Source organism: Nocardia neocaledoniensis, from assembly GCF_029868625.1.
In the GTDB taxonomy this organism is placed as follows: Bacteria; Actinomycetota; Actinomycetes; order Mycobacteriales; family Mycobacteriaceae; genus Nocardia; species Nocardia neocaledoniensis_A.
Genome location: NZ_JARWOJ010000138.1, coordinates 1 through 17,340, shown reverse-complemented (window position 1 = coordinate 17,340; position 17,340 = coordinate 1). Strand labels below are relative to the sequence as shown.

The window sequence follows — 17,340 nt, the reverse complement described above, 5'->3', positions numbered from 1 at the left end:
GTCGTGACAACCTGCGGATTTTCGAGCGGTCTGCGCGGTGACCGCTATCGGCTAGATGTTCTCAAACCAGAGTCATGTTACAGAGAACCCCCGCTCAGTCCTCCCGCAGCAGCGGAATGACAGGCGCGAAAGCGTCCATCTGGGTGGGGAAGATGCCCACATACGACATCGACGTGAGTTCGCGCACACGCTTGATCTGTTCGGCGATCTCCTCGAAGGTGCCGATCGCGACGTACGGCGAATTCAAGATCTCCTCGACGGAGAGTTCCACGTCGACCTCTAGATTCGGATGCAGGCCGCGGGCGATCGCGTTCAACGCCATCTCCGCGGTCTTCTCCCGGTCGTCGGTGATGACGATCGCGGTGATCGCCCAGTTCAGTTCGATGTCGGCGAAACGGTCGCCGGCAGCGGCCTTGACGATCTCGACCTTCTCGATCGTCTTCTCGAGCGTGATGCCCGACAGCAGGCCCTTACCGTTCTTGGTGGTCTGCGGGACGATCGAGACGATGTCGGCGTGCTTGGCCGCCAGCGCGAGCATCTTCGGGCCGCCGCCACCGGTGCACAGCGGCGGACGCGGGCCCTGCCGCGGCCGCGGGGTGCCCTTGATGCCGCGCACCTGGTAGTGCTTGCCCTCGAAGTTGCACTCCTGGCCGCGCAGCAGCGTGTCCAGGATCGTCAGCGACTCGTCGAGCTTCTCCAGCCGAACGCCGGGGCGCTCGAACGGGATGCCCGCGTTGTCGAACTCCTCCTTGATCCAGCCTGCGCCGACGCCGACCTCGAGGCGGCCCTTCGACAGCACGTCGATGGTGGCCAGGTCCTTGGCCAGCACGACGGGATGGCGAAAACCGTTCGCCAGCACCGAGGTGCCGAGGCGGATCTTGTCCGTGGCCTGGGTGAGCGCGCCCAGCGCGGCGATCGGGCCGATCTGGTCGCCCAGATGATCGGGCACGAAGAAGGTGTCGTACCCGTATTCCTCGGCCTGCTGCGCGGTCTGGACGAACTTGCGCGCCCCGCCCTCCTGCTTGTTGCCCTCTCCGGCCGCTCCGAAGCGGAACGGACGCAGCGGCGTACCCAGCGCGGTCGTCTCACCGACGGGTGCGGCAGCTTCGGTCATGAACTCATCGCTCCTGGCTGTTGCACGCTGCGCGTGCTTGGCGGTGTACACGGGCCCGCCGCTACTCCGCGGTAGCGGAGGAAGACGGCGCGATCATCAGCGCACTTTACAGCGTGCGGGCGAATGGGAGTGCGGATGTCACAGCGAGGCATGAACCATGGCAATCACGCACCCGCTGTGACTGTGAATACTCCGGCCGTGCGCCGCTCAGGAATGTGGCGGGTGAGGAGCGTTCTCGATCAGCCCGGCCGCCCAGTTCACCGTCCACTGGGTGGCGGTGGTGCCCTGGCCGTCGACGGTGTTGGAGGCGTAGAGGGCGTGCACCGGGTTGCCCGCCGAGCGGATCAGCGCGCCGAGGCTGCTCAGCGCGTTGGCCGGGTTGAGGGCCTGACGCGGTGCGTCGCAGATCATGTCGCCGGGGGCGCAGATCGAGTTCACCTTCGGCGCCAGCGTGCCGAAACCGCCGGGCCGCGCGCCGGTCATGCTGATGCCAGGGACGTTGACACCGCGCAGCGCCACCTCGGCGCCCTGACCGGGCGGCGGCGGATCGCCGATCTCGACCGGCTGACCGGGGCCGGTGTCGCCGGTGCGGCGGCCGTCGGCGATCACGGTGACGCCGAGCACCTTGTCGGCGGGGACCGGACCGTTGCCCGCGCCGATCTGGGCGGCGACGTCTCCGGCGATGACCGCGCCCTGGGAGAAGCCCGCGAGGACGTAGGTCGTCAGCGGGCACTGCTTGTGCCGCTGGGCCAGGATGTCGGTGGCACGGGCCGTGCCCTCGGTACGGCTGTTGTTGTAGGACGCCTGCCCGTCCGGCGGGATCGCGATCGGGTTCGAGAACTGGGCCACGTAGGGCACCGTGTAGACCTCGAGCCGGTCGTCGGGGAACTGCTCGCGCAACGGCCCGCTGACGCTGAGCATCAGCGAGATCGGGTTGGCGTGCGGGTTGTACGGATCATCAGTGCTCGACGACTCCCAGGTGCCCGGAATCGAGAGCAGCATCACATCGGGACAGTCGGCCGACTGCGACGTCGGTGGCGGCGGGCCAGGCGGGGTGGGCCCCGGCGGGGTCAACCGCCCTGCCAACAGGTACCAGAGCAGCACGATGACGATGATCGCGAGCACGATCAGCGCCAGCACCGTCAGGCACCCCGCGGGCCAGAGCTTGCGGGAACGTCGCGTCGGCCGGTTCATCAGCAGTAGGTCGAGTTCGCGGCCGCCATGTAGACCTGCGCTGCCCTGTTGACGTCCATGTTGGCCTCGCCGAAGGCCGGATCGGTACCGGCCATCGCGCCGACGAAGGTGGCGATGTCGGCGTCGGTGGCCCCGGTGGACTTCGCGGAACAGATGTAGCTGGCCGTGGTCAGCGCGATCGTCGGATCGGCGGGCTTGATGCCGTTCTTGGCCAGCTCGGCGAGGAAGGCGTCGTCCTTGGCGGAGGTGGGGCCGACCGGCTCGGTGACCTCGGGAGCGGGCTCGGGCAGCTCGGCCGAGGTGGTGGGATCGGCCGCCGAGGGCGGGGTGACGACGGTCGTGGTCGGCTTCGCCGAGGACGTGGCCGCCGCGGCGCTCGACGAGAGCGTCGGCGTCTGCGACGCGGTGGAGTCGTTGTCACCACATGCCGACAACAGGGCGACGGCAGCCAGGGCCGCGACCGATCCGGCAACCTTGCCAGGGATCCGATGCAATGTCTTTCCTCGATCGTTCGTCAGGGAAGCGGTCGCAGACCAGGCTAGCCGGACAATCGGCGCCACCGGGTACCGCAGGGCGATGCTCAGAGAGTTCTCAGCCCGGGCTCACACCCCGTGAACTTCGGATTTGCCGCCCTTCACCACGATGAACCCGGTCTGAAAATTCTGCTGAACGCCACCGGGGACCGGGAATTCGTCACTGACCGGATAGCCGAGCCTGCCGTTCTCGAACCCCTGCGCGCCCCAGGCGTCGGCCACGGGACCGTTACGCACCGCCCAGGTGCCCGAGAGCGGGCTCCAGTAGATGTTGCCGCCCTCGAACCTGCTGTACCGGCCGAGATCCTTCAGCGGCGCCTCCTCGGCGACCGGGAAACCTAGCGGGCTGTTCTCGAAACCGAGCGCGGCGTACTTGTCCAGGATGAAGCCCTGCACCCGATGCGCGCCGGTGGCGGGGCTGTAGAACATCGGGCCGTGCTCGAAGGACTGCACCGATCCGTCGCGGCTGGGCGTCTTCGCCTCGGCGGCGACGGGATACCCGGCCGGGCCGCCCTCGAAGCCCTGCTTGCCCCACGCCTCCAGGAACGCCCCGCGCACCACCTGCGCGCCCGTCTGCGGCGTCCAGTAGATGGCGCCGCCCTCGAAGGACTGCATGCGGCCGCGCCCGTCGGGCAGCGCCCGCTCGCCCTCGGTGGGCATGCCGAGCGGCGAAAGTGGCCCGCCCACACCGGCATACGTGCCGCCGATCCGTCCGGCGACCACCTGCGCCCCGGTCGCCGCGGAGTGGAACACCCGGCCGTTGAGGAAGTCCTGCACCACGCCGGAACCCACCGGGTACTCGCCGGTCACGCAGTTGCCCAGCCAGTTCGCCGCCTGCGCCACCCCGGCGATGGCGCCACCGAGCCCACACGCGGGCGCACCCGGTTCGGTGCCGAGCGCCGCGGCCGCCTGCGGCCACGACTGCCGCATCTCGAAATCCCAGTAGGGCCAGGTGTGGATGCCGGAGGGGCGGTAGTTCGCCTGCACCGGGATGGCCAGCTTCTCCAGCTTGCTGACGAAGTTCTCCGTCGACATGCGCGCCAGGATCTCCAGGCCGGTCCCCGCCCAGTTGCCGCTCACCAGCGGCACCGGACCGGCCGGATCGTTGGCGCCGGCCAGGCCGCTGCCGCTGGAGACGTACATGCTGATGCCCTTCAACCGGTCCGCCAGCAGGTACGGATCGTGCGCGGCCCACTCCGGACCGCCGGGCGGGCCCCACATGGCGGCGGAATCGAAACCGCCCGCGTCGCGGACCGCGAATTCGATCGCCTGCGGCATGCCGAGCGTGGTGGTGGTGAGCAGGCCCGAATACGAGGCCGCGTACTTCATCAGTCCCGGATTGCGGCCCGCGATGTTCATCGCGGCCGTACCGCCCATCGAAAGGCCTTGGACGCCGCGCACATCCGTGGTGCGCCAGTCGCGTTCGAGCACGGCGGGCAGTTCCTTGGTCAGGAACGTCTCCCACTTGTAGAGGTGACCGTTGGACGGCTCGAGCCAGTCGGCGTAGAAGCTGGACTGGCCGCCGACCGGGAGCACCACGTTCACGTTCTTGTCGCCGTAGAAGACCTCGGCGTCGGCGTCCTTGGTCCAGCCGTTCTCGTCGTCCTGGGCGCGCAGGCCGTCGAGCATCAGCAGCATCGGGAACTTGGCCTCGGGCTTGGCATTCCAGTCACGCGCCAGCAGCATCTGCACCTGGATCGGGGTGTTCATCGCGGGCGAGAACACCCACAGCGCCACCCGGCGATCGGAGAGCCATTCCACCCGCTGCACGCCGGCCACACCGACCTGGGCCTGAGTCTCGGCCGGCACGGCGACGGCGGGCGCCAACAGGGCCGCGGCCATGGCCGCGATGCCGAGGATCCGCCGCATCGGCGCGGAAACACGATGAACCGAGACACGATGTTTCATCACGCGCGACCCTCCTCATCCCCCATCCACGGCCTTGCCTCATCGTTGGTTGTACCGCAGTACCCGCCGATAACCGGGGAAGACACGCGAGAGCCGCGCACAGCAAAAAGACCGGCTCACCCTGCGGGTGAACCGGTCTTGTCAGCGTTGCTGAGCGGAAACTATCAGGCGCCCAGCGCACCGAGGATGTGCGGACGGGCCTTCCACAGCTCGTCTTCCCAGTACTTCCAGGAGTGCGTGCCGCTGGCCGGGAAGTCGTAGACGGCGTTGATGCCGAGCGAGTTCAGGCGGTTGCGGAACGAGAAGGTGCTCACCATCGAGATGGCCTCGATGCCCATGGCGTTGGCGGTGTTGTAGAGGCCGCCGAGGCCGGCCGGACGGTCGTGCTGACCGGGCAGGCCGTTGGCCGTGGAGATGAACATCGGCAGACCACGCAGCTCGGGCGCGAAGACCATCGGGTCCATCCGCAGCCACGCCGGGCTCCACGGAGCGGCCATGGAGTCGACGTTGAAGCGGCCCGCGTCGAGCATCATCACGCGGATGGCCTCACGCATGCCCGGAGCGCCCCAGTTGAGCGGGCCCGAGAGCGAGGAGGCGTGCTTGAACTGGTCGCGGTGCAGGGCGGCCAGGCGCAGCGCGGCCGGACCACTCATCGACAGGCCGAGCACCGCGTTGTTCTTGCGGGAGACGCCGTAGCCCTCGAGGAAGGCGGGCAGCTCCTCGGTCAGGAAGGTCTCCCACTTGTAGGTGGTCTTCTGGCCGTTGGTGTTGGAGGCGGCGGTCCAGTCGGCGTACCAGCTGGACTGGCCACCGACCGGCATCACCAGGGTGACGTTGTCGTTGGCGAACTGCTGCATCGCGTTGGTCTCGAAGGACCAGGCGTTGCGGTCGTCGCGGGCCCGCAGGCCGTCGAGCAGGTAGAGCGCGGCGTTGCCACCGTTGCGCGCCCACTGCACCTGGACCTTGACCGGGCCCATCTTCGACGGAACCATGAGCTCTTCGTAGCCACCGGCCGGGGCCCGCAGCGCCGGCGCGGACACCGGGGCGGCGAACGCCGTCGGGGCCGCCCCCGCGGCGATCGGCAGCACGAGTGCTGCGGCGCCGACAGCTAGAATTCGATGACGCCAACCTCGAGGTGCAATGCCCCGGGACGTGCCCGGCTGGTCACCCTTCGGCGCGGCGGCCTTGCCGAAACGCATGTGAATTCCGCTCTCTTTCTGCTGTTGTGGCGTGCCAGACCCGCCCAGGGACATCGCCCGGATCCCGACAGTCCGGCCGATCAGACAGGTGAAACAACGATCTGGTCACACTTTCGCTCGCTGGAGGATATTCGACCCGCGAATTACTTGCAAGGGCAACGGAACTCGCACCGGAAAACAAACGTCCGGCGCACGAATGCGCCGGGCGGTCGTTGTGGTGTGGGCTAACCGATGTTGTTCGACAAATCCGGGATCATGCGCAGCGCCTCGTCATTCCAGTTGTTCCAGGCGTGGATGCCGTAGGCCGGGTACGAGTAGTGGACGTTGCGCGCGCCGAGCGTGGCCATCCGCACCTCGAAGGCGCGGGTGTTGGCCAGCGCGAGCGCTTCCAGCGCCATGCCGTTGACGGTGCCCATGCTCGGCCCGTCGGTGTTGGTCGGCAGGCCCGACGCGGCCGCGATCCACAGCCTGGTGTTGTTGCCCACCAGGTTCGGGGCGAACACGAACGGGTCCATCCGCAGCCACTGCGGGCCCCACGGCGGGGCCATGGAGTCCACGTTGTAGCCGCCCGCGTCGAGCATCGCGATGCGGATGGCCTCGCGCATGCCGGGCGCGGAGATGTTCAGGTAACCCGAGAACGCGCCGGCGAAGGAGAACTGGTCCGGGTGGTAGGCCGACAGCGTGAGCGCCGCCGAGCCGCCCATCGAGAGGCCGAACACGCCGTTGCGGTAGCGGTTGAACCCGAGGCGGTCGGCCAGCGCGTTGCGCAGGTCGTTGGTGAGGAAGGATTCCCACTGGTAGCGATAGCTCTTGCCGGGGCCGCCGGAGAGGGCGTTGCCCGCGCCGGAGCCGGAGGCGGGCGCGCCGCTGCCGGGAATACCGAAGAATTCACTCGGCGAGTTCCAGTCGGCGTAGAAGCTCGACATACCGCCGACCGGCATCACCACGTTGATATTCGCCCTGGCGAGCGCGTTCGGGATATCCGTTTCGATCTCCCAGCCGTTGAGATGCTCCGGCGCGCGCATGCCGTCGAGGACATAGACGACACGGTTGGTGTTGCCGTCGGCCGCGCGCAGAATGCGCGACTTGATCGGGCCCATGCCCGAGTCGACCCAGAAGTCGAACGCGGCGGGGTTGAAACCGGCGGAGGCGGGGGCGGTGCCGCCCGCGACGACAGTTCCGATCGGAACCAGCAGGGCCATGGAGATCCCGGCTGCCAGGCGACGCGCCCAGGAACGCGGGGCTACGGTCTTCACGCGCTTCGGGCGCAGTGTTCGCATTTCGACTAGACCTTTCTCGGCAGACCGACTGCGCAAACCCCGAGCTACACGGTCGGATCCCTCATCGGACGTCGATCACCTCGACGCATGCTCTCTCTGTATCAATCGCGGCGAATGCCTACATGTTGCTGGAAAGTGACCCGGAGCACAACTCACGGTGACCTGCCACCGGTGATTCGTCACCGGTCCTCTGTCGGATCGTGACGAAAACGCACGAATGGCCGCCCGGTGCAAAAACGCACCGAACGGCCATTCGCTACCACCACGGTTTCGGCCGCCCCGGCTCCGCGGAGCGAGACGGAACGCCGCAGGCGCAGAATCGCTTCGCGGAGCCGGGGTCACGAGGCCGAAACCCCGCGGCGCCAGCCGCCGAAATATCAGCCGATATTGGCCGACAGGTCCGGAATCATCCGGTTGACTTCGGTCTCCCAGTTGCGCCAGTTGTGCACGCCGGTGATCGGGAAGTCGAAGTGCGCGTTGCCGCCGCCGAGGGTGGCCATGCGGACCTGGAAGGCCCGGCTGTTGACCATCGCGAGCAGCTCCAGCGGCACGCCCTGGACGACCTCCATCGGGTTGGACACGTCACCGGCGCCCGGGATACCGCTGGCGGCCGAGACCCACACGCGGGTGCCGTTGCCGACCAGGCGCGGCGCGAACACGAACGGATCCATCCGCAGCCACTGCGGGCCCCACGGCGGCGCCATCGCGTCGATGTTGAAGCCACCGGCCGACACCATCGCGACGCGCATCGCTTCACGCATGCCCGGCGCCGAGATGTTCAGGTAGCCCGAGAACGACCCGGCGAAGCTGAACTGGTCCGGGTGGTAGGCGGCCAGCGTCAGCGCGGCAGAGCCACCCATCGACAGGCCGAACACGCCGTTGTTGTTGGGGTTGAAGCCCAGGCGGCTCGACAGCGCGTTGCGCAGATGCTGAGTGAGGAAGGTTTCCCACTTGTAGGTGTTCTTCTTGCCCGCCACCTGCGCGGGCGCGATCGACGAACCCGTCATCGCCGAACCCGTGGCCGCCGAACCGGTCGAGCTGCCGCCCGAACCGGCGTCGAGGCCGAAGAAGTTGCTCGGCGCGTTCCAGTCGGCATAGAAGCTGGACTGGCCGCCCACCGGCATCACGACGTTGATGTTGGCGGCGGTGAGCGCGCGGGCGACGTTGGTGTCGATCTCCCAGCCGCTCAGATCGTCGCGGGCCCGCATGCCGTCGAGCGCGTACACGACCCGGCCGGTGTTGCCGTCCGCGGCGCGGAAGATCCGCGACTTGATCGGGCCCATCTCGGAGTCGACCCAGAAGTCGAAACCACTGGGGTCGAAGGCCGCCGACGCGGTGCCGGTGGGACCTGCCACCGCCGCACCGATCGGGAGCACTACGGCCAGGGAGAGCAGCACCGATCGCTTGAGCCAGCCGGCTCCCCGGGCTCTGAGACGTCCGCCACGCATTCTGTTTTGGGCCTTTCCTCGTGCGGCTCGCGCGAACCGCGGTTGCAAATGACCGCCGACTTACTACCGGCACACCAGTGCGCCGACGGGCCGTTCCTCTCGATGACCATATCGTGACATCGATAGCCTGGCGTTACCGAAAAGTGATTTAGCGGCGAACGCCACTGAGAAAATCCTGGCCAGAGGTGTAATCACTGGGCCCACGGGGTACTCGTGGGCCCAGTGTGACACAGGGTGCGAATCAGCGCGGCGGCTCGGGGAACGGGTCGACCAGACCGCACCGCTGGATCTCGTACTTCGGCACCCGGTCGATCCGGTACTTCGCGAAGTTCAGCGCGTTGCGCAGGTTGTGCTTGAACCGGTCGAAGGTGAGCGGCTCGCGCACCGAGATCATCAGCGCCTGGGTCTGCGGGCACGACATCGCCGTGCGCGCCTGGGTGACCCATTCCTCGTCCATGTACCAGGGCATCCACGGGTGGATGTCGACCATGCCCGAGTCGACGACGACCCAGTCCGGGTACAGCGCCTTGTCGTGGCCGATGCGCCCGTCGGCGAGCCGGTCCGAGTGCGCGGCCAGCGGGTAGGCCAGGCCCATCGGATCGATGACGCGCACGTCCAGCGGGACGTTCATGCTGGTCATGCCCAGATTCAGGAAGTACACCGTGTGCCCGGAGCCGCCCTCGGGGATCGGCTGCGGCGGCGGATCGAGGTACCACATCGTGAACGAGGGCGAGTTGAGCAGCAGGCCACCGTTGGGGTTGTTCGCGATGTCGCGGACCATCGCCCGCATGCGTGGGTAGTCGAGGTAGTCCTCGGCCAGGATCGGATGGTCCTTGCCGGTGTTGAGCACGTAGTAGACGCGCTCGTCGACGATCCCCGACGAACTGATCTTCGTGCCGGTCTTGATCGCGGTGGTGCCCGCCGCGTACAGCGACCAGCCCGCGGTGCCGAGCAGCGCGACCAGCACGACCGCGGTCGACCAGTCACGGGGGGTGAACGCCCGCAGACGGATCGGCACGACGGCCACCGGCAGCAACAACAGGAACAGCTGGGTCAGCAGCATCCGGCCGTGCATGAAGTCGCCGCCGACGCGAATCGCGTAGACGGTCAGCAGCAGGCCGCTGCCGAGCACCATGACCACGACCGCGCTCGGCGAGCGCAGCCAAGCCCTGATCCCCGCCACCGACCAGGTCGGCCGCACCGCGACCCCGCGCGCCACCGCGGTGACCACACCGGCCACCAGCAGCACGAGCAGCGGAATCCACAGGTAGTACGGGCCGACCAGGTCCCAGAAGTACTTCATGCCCTGGCCCCACTTGGCGCCGCCCGCGTCCTTGGCGACCGCCGTGTTCGGGTAGGGCAGGCCGTAGTAGCCCATCCGCCAGATCTGGTAGGCCACCGGCACGATCCCGGCCACGGCGACGATCAGCGCGCGCAGCGCGATCGGACCGAACCGGAACGCCGGCATCGGGGCCAGGAAGATCATGCCGAGCGCGGCCACGCCGATCAGCGAGGCCTCCGGCCGGATCAGCGGTGCGAGACCGGCGAGGAAGACGAGGCCGAGCAGACCTGGCACCCGGACAACGGCTGCCTGGCTCCACCGGATCATCAGCCACCACAGCAGCCCGACCCAGCAGATGACCAGCCCGCTCTCCAGCCCGGAGGTCGCGTAGTCGCGGGCAGGCGGAAGCGCGATGTAGACAAGCGCACCGGCCGGGATCAGCAGCTGACCCGTCGTCCCGCCCCACAGGCGGGCGGTGCCGAGCATGGCGAAGACCATCGCCAGCAGCGACACCGTGAGGGCGACACCGAGCACCACGTACTCGAGCCTGGCCTGGGTGAGCCAGCTGAAGAACCAGACGATGTAGGTCCACGCCGTGCTGGTGTTGGTCTCCACCCGCTCGTCCATGTTGAAGACAGGGCCGTTGCCCGCGAGCAGGTTGCGCACCGTGCGCAGCACGATCAGGCCGTCGTCGGCGATCCAGCGCCGCTGCCACGCGCCCACCGCGAACAGCACGACGGTGAGCACGATCCCACCGACGAAAGTGGCGCGGGACAGAACAGCCCGACGCGCGGGCACACGCGTCGTCTGCCCGCGTAGCCGCTCGTCTTCGGTTGTCTCCTGCTCCGCTACCACGATCTCGTCAGGTGAGATAGACAGCGACACCTACCGCTCCGATCCAGGCAATAGCGAGGAACTGCAGGATGCGGTCCCCCAGCGCGATCTCTTCGGGTTCACCGGCCTCGCCACCGTCGACGTCGACCGCGTAACGCAGGATTGCGATGGTAAACGGGATCATGGAGATCGAATACCACTGGGTGTCACGCAGCTCGTCCTGCTGGAACGCCCAGAGGCCGTAGAAGATGACGACCGCGGTGGCCGCGAGTGTCCAGATGAAGCGCAGGTAGGTCGGCGTGTAGTACTGCAGCGACTTGCGGATCTTCGCGCCGGTCTCCAGCGCGATCTGCAGTTCGGCGTAGCGCTTGCCCGCCGCCATGAACAGCGAACCGAACGCCATGATCAGCAGGAACCACTGCGACAGCGCGATGTCGGCGGCCGCGCCACCGGCGACGGCGCGCAGCAGGAAGCCCGAGGACACGATGCAGATGTCGAGCACGGCCTGGTGCTTGAGGCCGAGGCAGTAGGCCAGCTGGATGCCGATGTAGATCGCCATCACCACGGCCAGATGCCAGGACGCCAGGAACGAACCGGCGATCGAGCCGACGAGCAGCAGACCGGCCAGCGCGTAAGCCAGGTTGACCGGGACGACACCCGCCGCGATCGGCCGGAACCGTTTGGTCGGGTGCGCCCGGTCGGCCTCGACATCGAGCGAGTCGTTGACCAGGTAGATGCCGGAGGCCGCCATGCAGAACACGACGAACGCGATCGCGACGTGCGCGAGCACGCCGGCGTCGCCGACCGCTTCGGGGCCGACGGCCAGCGGCGCGGCGAGCACCAGGACGTTCTTCACCCACTGACGCGGGCGCATGGCCTTGATGACGCCACCGACCAGGGTCTTCGGCGGGCCCTTCACAACACCTTCGTCGAGGACGGCGGCGGACGGTTCTTCGCTCATCTCAGCCAGGGATCTTTCGGTAGCGGTCACTGTCGGAGTCTCTTCTCGGCGGCTAGCACTGCGGCAGCCGACGCGGCCCCCAATGCGGAACCGGCGAGCACGTCGGAAGGGTAATGCACCCCGAGCACGACCCGGGACAGAAGCATCGGCGGTACGAGCACCGCAGGCAAGGGTAGCCCGGTCAACCTACCGAGCAACACCGCAGCCGCCGTGGTCGAGGTGGCGTGCGAGGACGGGAAGCTCAGTTTGCTCGGCGTCGACACGTTGACCTGCACCGCGGGACTGTTCGGGCGCGGGCGCCGCACGATCCGCTTGATCACGATCGACGCGGCGTGCGCGCCGACGGCGCCGACCGCGACTCCGGCCCACTGCCTGCGGCGCGGCTTGTCGACCAGCCAGCCCGCGGCCGCGATACCGACCCAGCCCAGCGCGTGCTCACCGAAGTGCGACATGCCGCGCGCGGCCGACACAACGGCCGGGTTGGTGCCGATGGTGGTCTGCACGGTGTTGATGATGCCGACCTCGAGCGGCACGTCGATGTACTCGCCCTCGCCGCACGCGCAGGCGCACTCGCCGCCGCAGCCTTCCTCGGCCAGCTCCAGCTCGGGCAGTTCCGGGTTGATCGCGTTCACTTCTTCTCGGTTCCGTTCTGGCTGAGGCCGAAGGTCTTCTCCCACGCGGCCGTGCTGGTCAGCTCGGCGTGCGCGGCCCGGTAGCGCTGCTGCATCTCCGGGAAGCGGGCGGTGAGTTCCTTGCGCAGCCGCATCGCTTCCTTGAGCAGCGCGGCCGCCTTGCGCGGGTCGCGCTTGCGGTAGACCACGCCGCGCCCGTCGGCGGTCGTCACGGTGACACCGTCGACCTGGGACAGCAGGAACCAGCGCGCGTCCAGCGTCGGCACATTGAGCTGCGGTGTCTCGTGCGCGGCCGGGTCGGCCTTGCGGAAGTTGTGCACCACGCCCTTGGCCAGGCGCGCGACCTTCGCGATCGGATTGCCCGGCTCGCCGGTCGCGCCGACGCCGTGGCGGTTGGCCAGCGGCAGCTCCGTCGAGGACGGCAGCACCACCGCGTCCGGGTACTCCTTGCGCATCGCGTGGATCTTGCCCAGCGCGCTCGGCAGCAGGTCGAACAGGCCCTCCGGCCCGGCCAGGAAGTCGCGGATGGCCTCGTTCTGGATGGCGACCGTCGAGTACTCGAGGCACAGCAGGTGCTTGAGTGTGGCCTTGACCGTGTTCACGATCATCGGCTTGCCGTCACCGGGCAGGTGCAGCGACGCCACGACCAGGCGGTTGCGCAGGTGGAAGTAGGCCTGCCAGTCGATGGCGTCGTCCTTGTCGGACCAGGCCATGTGCCATACGGCCGCGCCGGGCAGCGTGATGGTCGGGTAGCCGGCATCGCGGGCGCGCAGACCGTATTCGACGTCGTCCCACTTGAGGAACAGCGGCAGCGGCTGACCGATCTGCTCGGCCACCTGGCGCGGGATCACGCAGGTCCACCAGCCGTTGAAGTCGACGTCGATGCGCCGGTGCAGCAGCTTGGAGTTGTCGCGGTCCTTGAGCGGGTACTTCGAGAAGTCGTGGTCGTACTCGACGTTCGGCGCCGAGGACCACATGAAGATCCCGCGATCGACGACCTCGCCCATGCTGTGCAGGTGCGAACGCTCCTGCAGGTTCAGCATCTGCCCGCCGACCAGCAGCGGCGACTTGGCGAAGCGCGAGAACGCGAGCGCGCGCAGGATCGAGTCGGGCTCGATCTCGATGTCGTCGTCCATGTAGACGATGAACTCGGCGTCGGTCTTCAGCGCTTCATACATGACCCGGCTGTAGCCGCCGGAACCGCCGAGGTTGGGCTGGTCATGGATGGAGAGCCGGTTGCCGAGCGTCGCGGCGGCCTCGGTGAAGCCGGGCTCGTCGACGACCTTGCGGTTGCCCTGATCGGCCACGATGACCGCGGCGATGTTGTCCAGGACCAGCGGATCGGAGCCGAGCGCGGCCAGCGTGGCGACCAGGTCGGTCGGGCGGTTGAACGTCGGCATGCCGACCGCGATGCTGCCGGTGCCCGGCGCCACCTGCGGCGCGTACCAGCCACCGGCCAGCAGGGTGACCGCCGTGTCGGTGGTGATGTCGAACCAGATCCAGCCGCCGTCCTCGAACGGACCGAGATCGGTCTCGAACTCCACGGTCACCGACTCGGCACCCTGCGCGACGGCGAATTCCTTGCCCTGCACATGAATTCGCGAACCGTCGGCCTTGGAACGGTAGACGTCGACGCGGCCGTGGCCCGCCAGCTCCAGCCGCAGCACCACCGAGTTCAGCACGCTCCAGCGCCGCCAGTAGCTGGCGGGCAGCGCGTTGAAGTAGGTGCAGAACGACACCTCCGACTCCGCGCCGATGGACAGCGCGGTGCGGCTGGTGGCGTGCGCGCGGCGCGCGTTGGTGGTGGATTCCTCCAGGTAGAGGGTCCGCACATCCAGCGGCTCGCCCGGGCGCGGCAGGATGACGCGCTGCAGCAGCGAGATGGCGCGGGTCTCGGTCGTCACGTCGTCGAGCACCGGCTGCGCACTCATGCCTCGTCCACCAGGGCCTCCCCGGATTCCAGATGCGGACGCAGCACGTTCTCGAACATGCTCAGCGCCGAACCGATCGCCATGTGCATGTCCAGGTACTGGTAGGTGCCGAGACGTCCGCCGAACAGGACCTTCGACTCCGCGGTCTCCTTCTTCGCCAGCTCGCGGTAGGCCAGCAGCTTGGAGCGGTCCTCGGGGGTGTTGATCGGGTAGTACGGCTCGTCGCCGGTCTGCGCGAAGCGGGAGAACTCGCGCATGATGACCGTCTTGTCGGTCGGGTAGTCGCGCTCGGGGTGGAAGTGGCGCGGCTCGATGATGCGGGTGTACGGCGCGTCGGCGTCGTTGTAGTTCATCACGCTGGTGCCCTGGAAATCACCGGTCTCGAGCACCTCGGTCTCGAAATCGATGGTGCGCCAGCCGAGTTCGCCCTCGGCGTAGTCGAAGTAGCGGTCCAGCGGACCGGTGTACACCACCGGCGCGTCCGGGCTGGCGGCGCGGATCTCGTCACGCACGTCGAACCAGTCGGTGTTCAGGCGCACGTCGATGAGCTCGGAGGCGGCCATGTTCTCCAGCCACTTCGTGTACCCCTCCTTGGGCAGGCCCTCGTAGGTGTCGTTGAAGTAGCGGTTGTCGAAGGTGTAGCGCACCGGCAGCCGGGTGATGTTGCCCGCGGGCAGTTCCTTCGGGTCGGTCTGCCACTGCTTGGCGGTGTAGTCGCGCACGAACGCCTCGTAGAGCGGGCGGCCGATCAGCGAGATCGCCTTCTCCTCGAGGTTCTGCGCGTCGGCGGTCTGCACCTCGGCGGCCTGCTCGGCGATGAGCGCCTTGGCCTCGTCGGGGGTGAAGTACCGGCCGAAGAACTGCGAGATCAGGCCCAGCCCCATCGGGAACTGGTAGGCCTGCCCCTTGTGCAGCGCGAACACCCGGTGCTGATAGCCGGTGAACTCGGTGAACTGGGTGACGTAGTCCCACACCTTCTTGTTCGAGGTGTGGAACAGGTGCGCGCCGTACTTGTGGATCTCGATACCGGTTTCCGGTTCCGGCTCCGAGTAGGCGTTGCCACCGAGGTGGTAGCGGCGGTCGAGCACCAGCACCCGCTTGCCCAGCAGGTTCGCGGCGCGCTCGGCGACGGTCAGGCCGAAGAAGCCGGAGCCGACCACGATCAGGTCGTACGGAGAATTATCGGAGTTACCCGGGGACGATGCGACGGTCACGGGTGCCCAGCGTATCGGAAGACTGTCGATTGTCCCGGCGGAGTCACCGACCGAGCTATGACCTGCGACGATGCCGCCGGGTCAGCGGTAGGGGTGGTACGGGGGTGTCGCGGGGCCGGGTCGACCGTCGACGTGACCGTGGTGCCCGTAGCCGATGGGCGCCGGGCCAGGCGGGTGGTTCTGTCCGCGGGTGATGAGCCGTGAAATCAGCACGAGAACGAGCATGAGCGCGGCCAGCACGGCCCCAACCGCGGCGAGCCGGGTCCCAGGGTCGTCGCCGAAGAGCGGACTGTCACCCCATCCCGCGCTGATGATGACGCTGTTGAACATGATGGTGAACAGCGAATCCCGCCCGAGCACGTTCAACGCGAGATAGCCAGCCGCGAGGACTCCGGACGCCACCCGTCCCGCCCTCACCCGCATCGCGAGCAGCAGCGCGGCGACCACCCAGAACAGCCCGGCGACCAGGTGCGCCAGCGTCATGGCCAGGACTCGGCGGGAATCGTCCGGGTATTCGGGACCGATGATCTCTATCGCCTCGAACCCGCCGGCCGACGCGCCGACCGCGAACCCGGCGAGCACCACGGCGAGCACGATCGCCGCCCGACGTGCGAACACGGGCAAAGCAACGCGTCTCGCCATCGGTGGTCGGGCTCCGAGGTGCCCCGGCCCAGCCGCCGCATCCCGCCGCCCAAAGCCGGGCACCTGACGAGCGGGCATCTGTGTCTCGCCCACCATCGGCACCTGCCACCATTCGCCACCGGCTTGCCCGGGAGCGATGCCATGCGGGCCCGGCATGTACCCCGCCGGCGGCGGGCTGACCAGACCGCCGGCTGTCGGCACCGATGGAATCTGCTGATTCGCGCCCACCCCGGCGAACCTCGGATCGCTGTGACCGGAGAACACGGTCGACGGCGCCGGTTCACCTCCGGGCGAGACAGCCGCGGCCACCCTCGGATCATAAGCAGATGGATTACTCATGTCGTTGCCCCTCGCGCTCGCGTCTTCAGTACGGGTACGGGTACGGGTCGTACGCGGGCTGGCGGGCGGCGCGGATCCAGCGGCCGGTGGCGGGGGCTGCGGCGCAGAGCAGGATGAGGAGGGGGATGGCGCCGATGACCACGGCGCCGAGGATGGCGGCGGCGGGGTCTTCACTACCGTCACCGCCGGCAGCGATGCCGACCGCGACCCCCGCGCCCATAACGACGAGGACGAGCGTCGACATGATGATCAGGATCACTCGACCGGCGGTCTTGCGACGGAACAGCAGGATCGAGCCGAGGAACCACAGCAGCGCGGGCACCGCGCCGATCGCGGAGACTCCGATCGCGATGTTGCGGCTCTCATCGTCGATGGAGCTGGAACTCAGCGCGATGATCGCTCCGGCCGCTATGCCGATCATGGCGAAGAGTGCGACGAGCAATGCGAACACGGCGGCGATGATGCCGGTCGCACCACTGACTCGCGGCTGCGCGTAACCCGGTGCGCCGTAACCATATTCGTAGCCCGGCGCCGGATACGGCTGGGCACCGTAGGCCGGAGCACCGTAACCCTGCTGCGCGTACGGATCGGCATAGCCCGGCTGCGGCTGACCGTAGGGGTCGTTGCCCTGCGGTCCATACGGATAACCCATCGGAATCCCCCTCGAGAAAACGTGTCGTGAGCTGCGGCTCGCCGTCGCGGAAACTATACGGTCGACGAGTCCGGACGGCCGGTCGTGTACGCGGCCGGCCCGGGCCGCACCGCGGGAAGCCGCGCGAGAGCGCCGGGGGCGGGCGCGGCGCGGGCGGCCGCCCAGCGGTGGTTGACG

14 protein-coding genes are annotated in these 17,340 nt (G+C 68.2%); all 14 read right to left on the bottom strand.

Features of this window, described 5'->3' with window-relative positions:
- Nucleotides 1-94 precede the first annotated feature (94 nt).
- A complete protein-coding gene (locus tag QH270_RS10395; RefSeq protein WP_110038304.1) occupies nucleotides 95-1,114 on the bottom strand; it encodes an LLM class F420-dependent oxidoreductase in 1,020 nt (339 codons plus the stop codon).
- Nucleotides 1,115-1,321: 207 nt separating this feature from the next.
- Nucleotides 1,322-2,308, bottom strand: a complete 987-nt coding sequence (locus tag QH270_RS10390) for a cutinase family protein (protein WP_280340458.1) — start codon at nucleotides 2,306-2,308, stop codon at nucleotides 1,322-1,324.
- On the bottom strand, nucleotides 2,308-2,802 hold the full coding sequence (locus tag QH270_RS10385) for a DUF732 domain-containing protein (RefSeq protein WP_280340457.1): 495 nt from the start codon (nucleotides 2,800-2,802) through the stop codon (nucleotides 2,308-2,310). The genes QH270_RS10390 and QH270_RS10385 overlap by 1 nt, the downstream gene beginning before the upstream one ends.
- Before the next feature lie 108 nt (nucleotides 2,803-2,910).
- Nucleotides 2,911-4,749, bottom strand: a complete 1,839-nt coding sequence (locus QH270_RS10380; RefSeq protein ID WP_280340469.1) for an alpha/beta hydrolase-fold protein — start codon at nucleotides 4,747-4,749, stop codon at nucleotides 2,911-2,913.
- Between the two features lie 164 nt (nucleotides 4,750-4,913).
- Nucleotides 4,914-5,948: an alpha/beta hydrolase gene (locus QH270_RS10375; RefSeq protein ID WP_280340456.1), complete on the bottom strand. Its 1,035-nt coding sequence runs from the start codon at nucleotides 5,946-5,948 to the stop codon at nucleotides 4,914-4,916.
- Nucleotides 5,949-6,172: 224 nt separating this feature from the next.
- A complete protein-coding gene (locus QH270_RS10370; protein WP_280340454.1) occupies nucleotides 6,173-7,228 on the bottom strand; it encodes an alpha/beta hydrolase in 1,056 nt (351 codons plus the stop codon).
- A 377-nt stretch (nucleotides 7,229-7,605) separates the two neighbouring features.
- Nucleotides 7,606-8,676, bottom strand: a complete 1,071-nt coding sequence (locus tag QH270_RS10365; protein ID WP_280340452.1) for an alpha/beta hydrolase — start codon at nucleotides 8,674-8,676, stop codon at nucleotides 7,606-7,608.
- A gap of 241 nt (nucleotides 8,677-8,917) precedes the next feature.
- Nucleotides 8,918-10,843 (bottom strand): flagellar motor control protein ZomB, encoded by a 1,926-nt coding sequence (gene zomB / locus QH270_RS10360; protein ID WP_432420333.1) that lies wholly within the window; start codon nucleotides 10,841-10,843, stop codon nucleotides 8,918-8,920.
- Nucleotides 10,821-11,753: a decaprenyl-phosphate phosphoribosyltransferase gene (locus tag QH270_RS10355; RefSeq protein WP_110038075.1), complete on the bottom strand. Its 933-nt coding sequence runs from the start codon at nucleotides 11,751-11,753 to the stop codon at nucleotides 10,821-10,823. Before QH270_RS10355 ends, zomB begins: the two co-directional genes overlap by 23 nt.
- 26 nt (nucleotides 11,754-11,779) lie before the next feature.
- A complete protein-coding gene (locus tag QH270_RS10350) occupies nucleotides 11,780-12,292 on the bottom strand; it encodes a phosphatase PAP2 family protein (protein WP_110038301.1) in 513 nt (170 codons plus the stop codon).
- An 89-nt stretch (nucleotides 12,293-12,381) separates the two neighbouring features.
- Nucleotides 12,382-14,316 carry a glycosyltransferase gene (locus tag QH270_RS10345; RefSeq protein ID WP_280340449.1) on the bottom strand — a complete coding sequence of 645 codons (1,935 nt, stop codon included), beginning with the start codon at nucleotides 14,314-14,316 and terminating at the stop codon, nucleotides 12,382-12,384.
- Nucleotides 14,313-15,530 (bottom strand): UDP-galactopyranose mutase, encoded by a 1,218-nt coding sequence (gene glf, locus QH270_RS10340; protein WP_280340447.1) that lies wholly within the window; start codon nucleotides 15,528-15,530, stop codon nucleotides 14,313-14,315. Before glf ends, QH270_RS10345 begins: the two co-directional genes overlap by 4 nt.
- A gap of 81 nt (nucleotides 15,531-15,611) precedes the next feature.
- Entirely contained in the window at nucleotides 15,612-16,400 is a 789-nt protein-coding gene (locus QH270_RS10335) for a hypothetical protein (protein WP_280340446.1), read from the bottom strand.
- Nucleotides 16,401-16,536: 136 nt separating this feature from the next.
- On the bottom strand, nucleotides 16,537-17,163 hold the full coding sequence (locus tag QH270_RS10330; RefSeq protein WP_280340445.1) for a hypothetical protein: 627 nt from the start codon (nucleotides 17,161-17,163) through the stop codon (nucleotides 16,537-16,539).
- Between the last annotated feature and the right edge of the window lie 177 nt (nucleotides 17,164-17,340).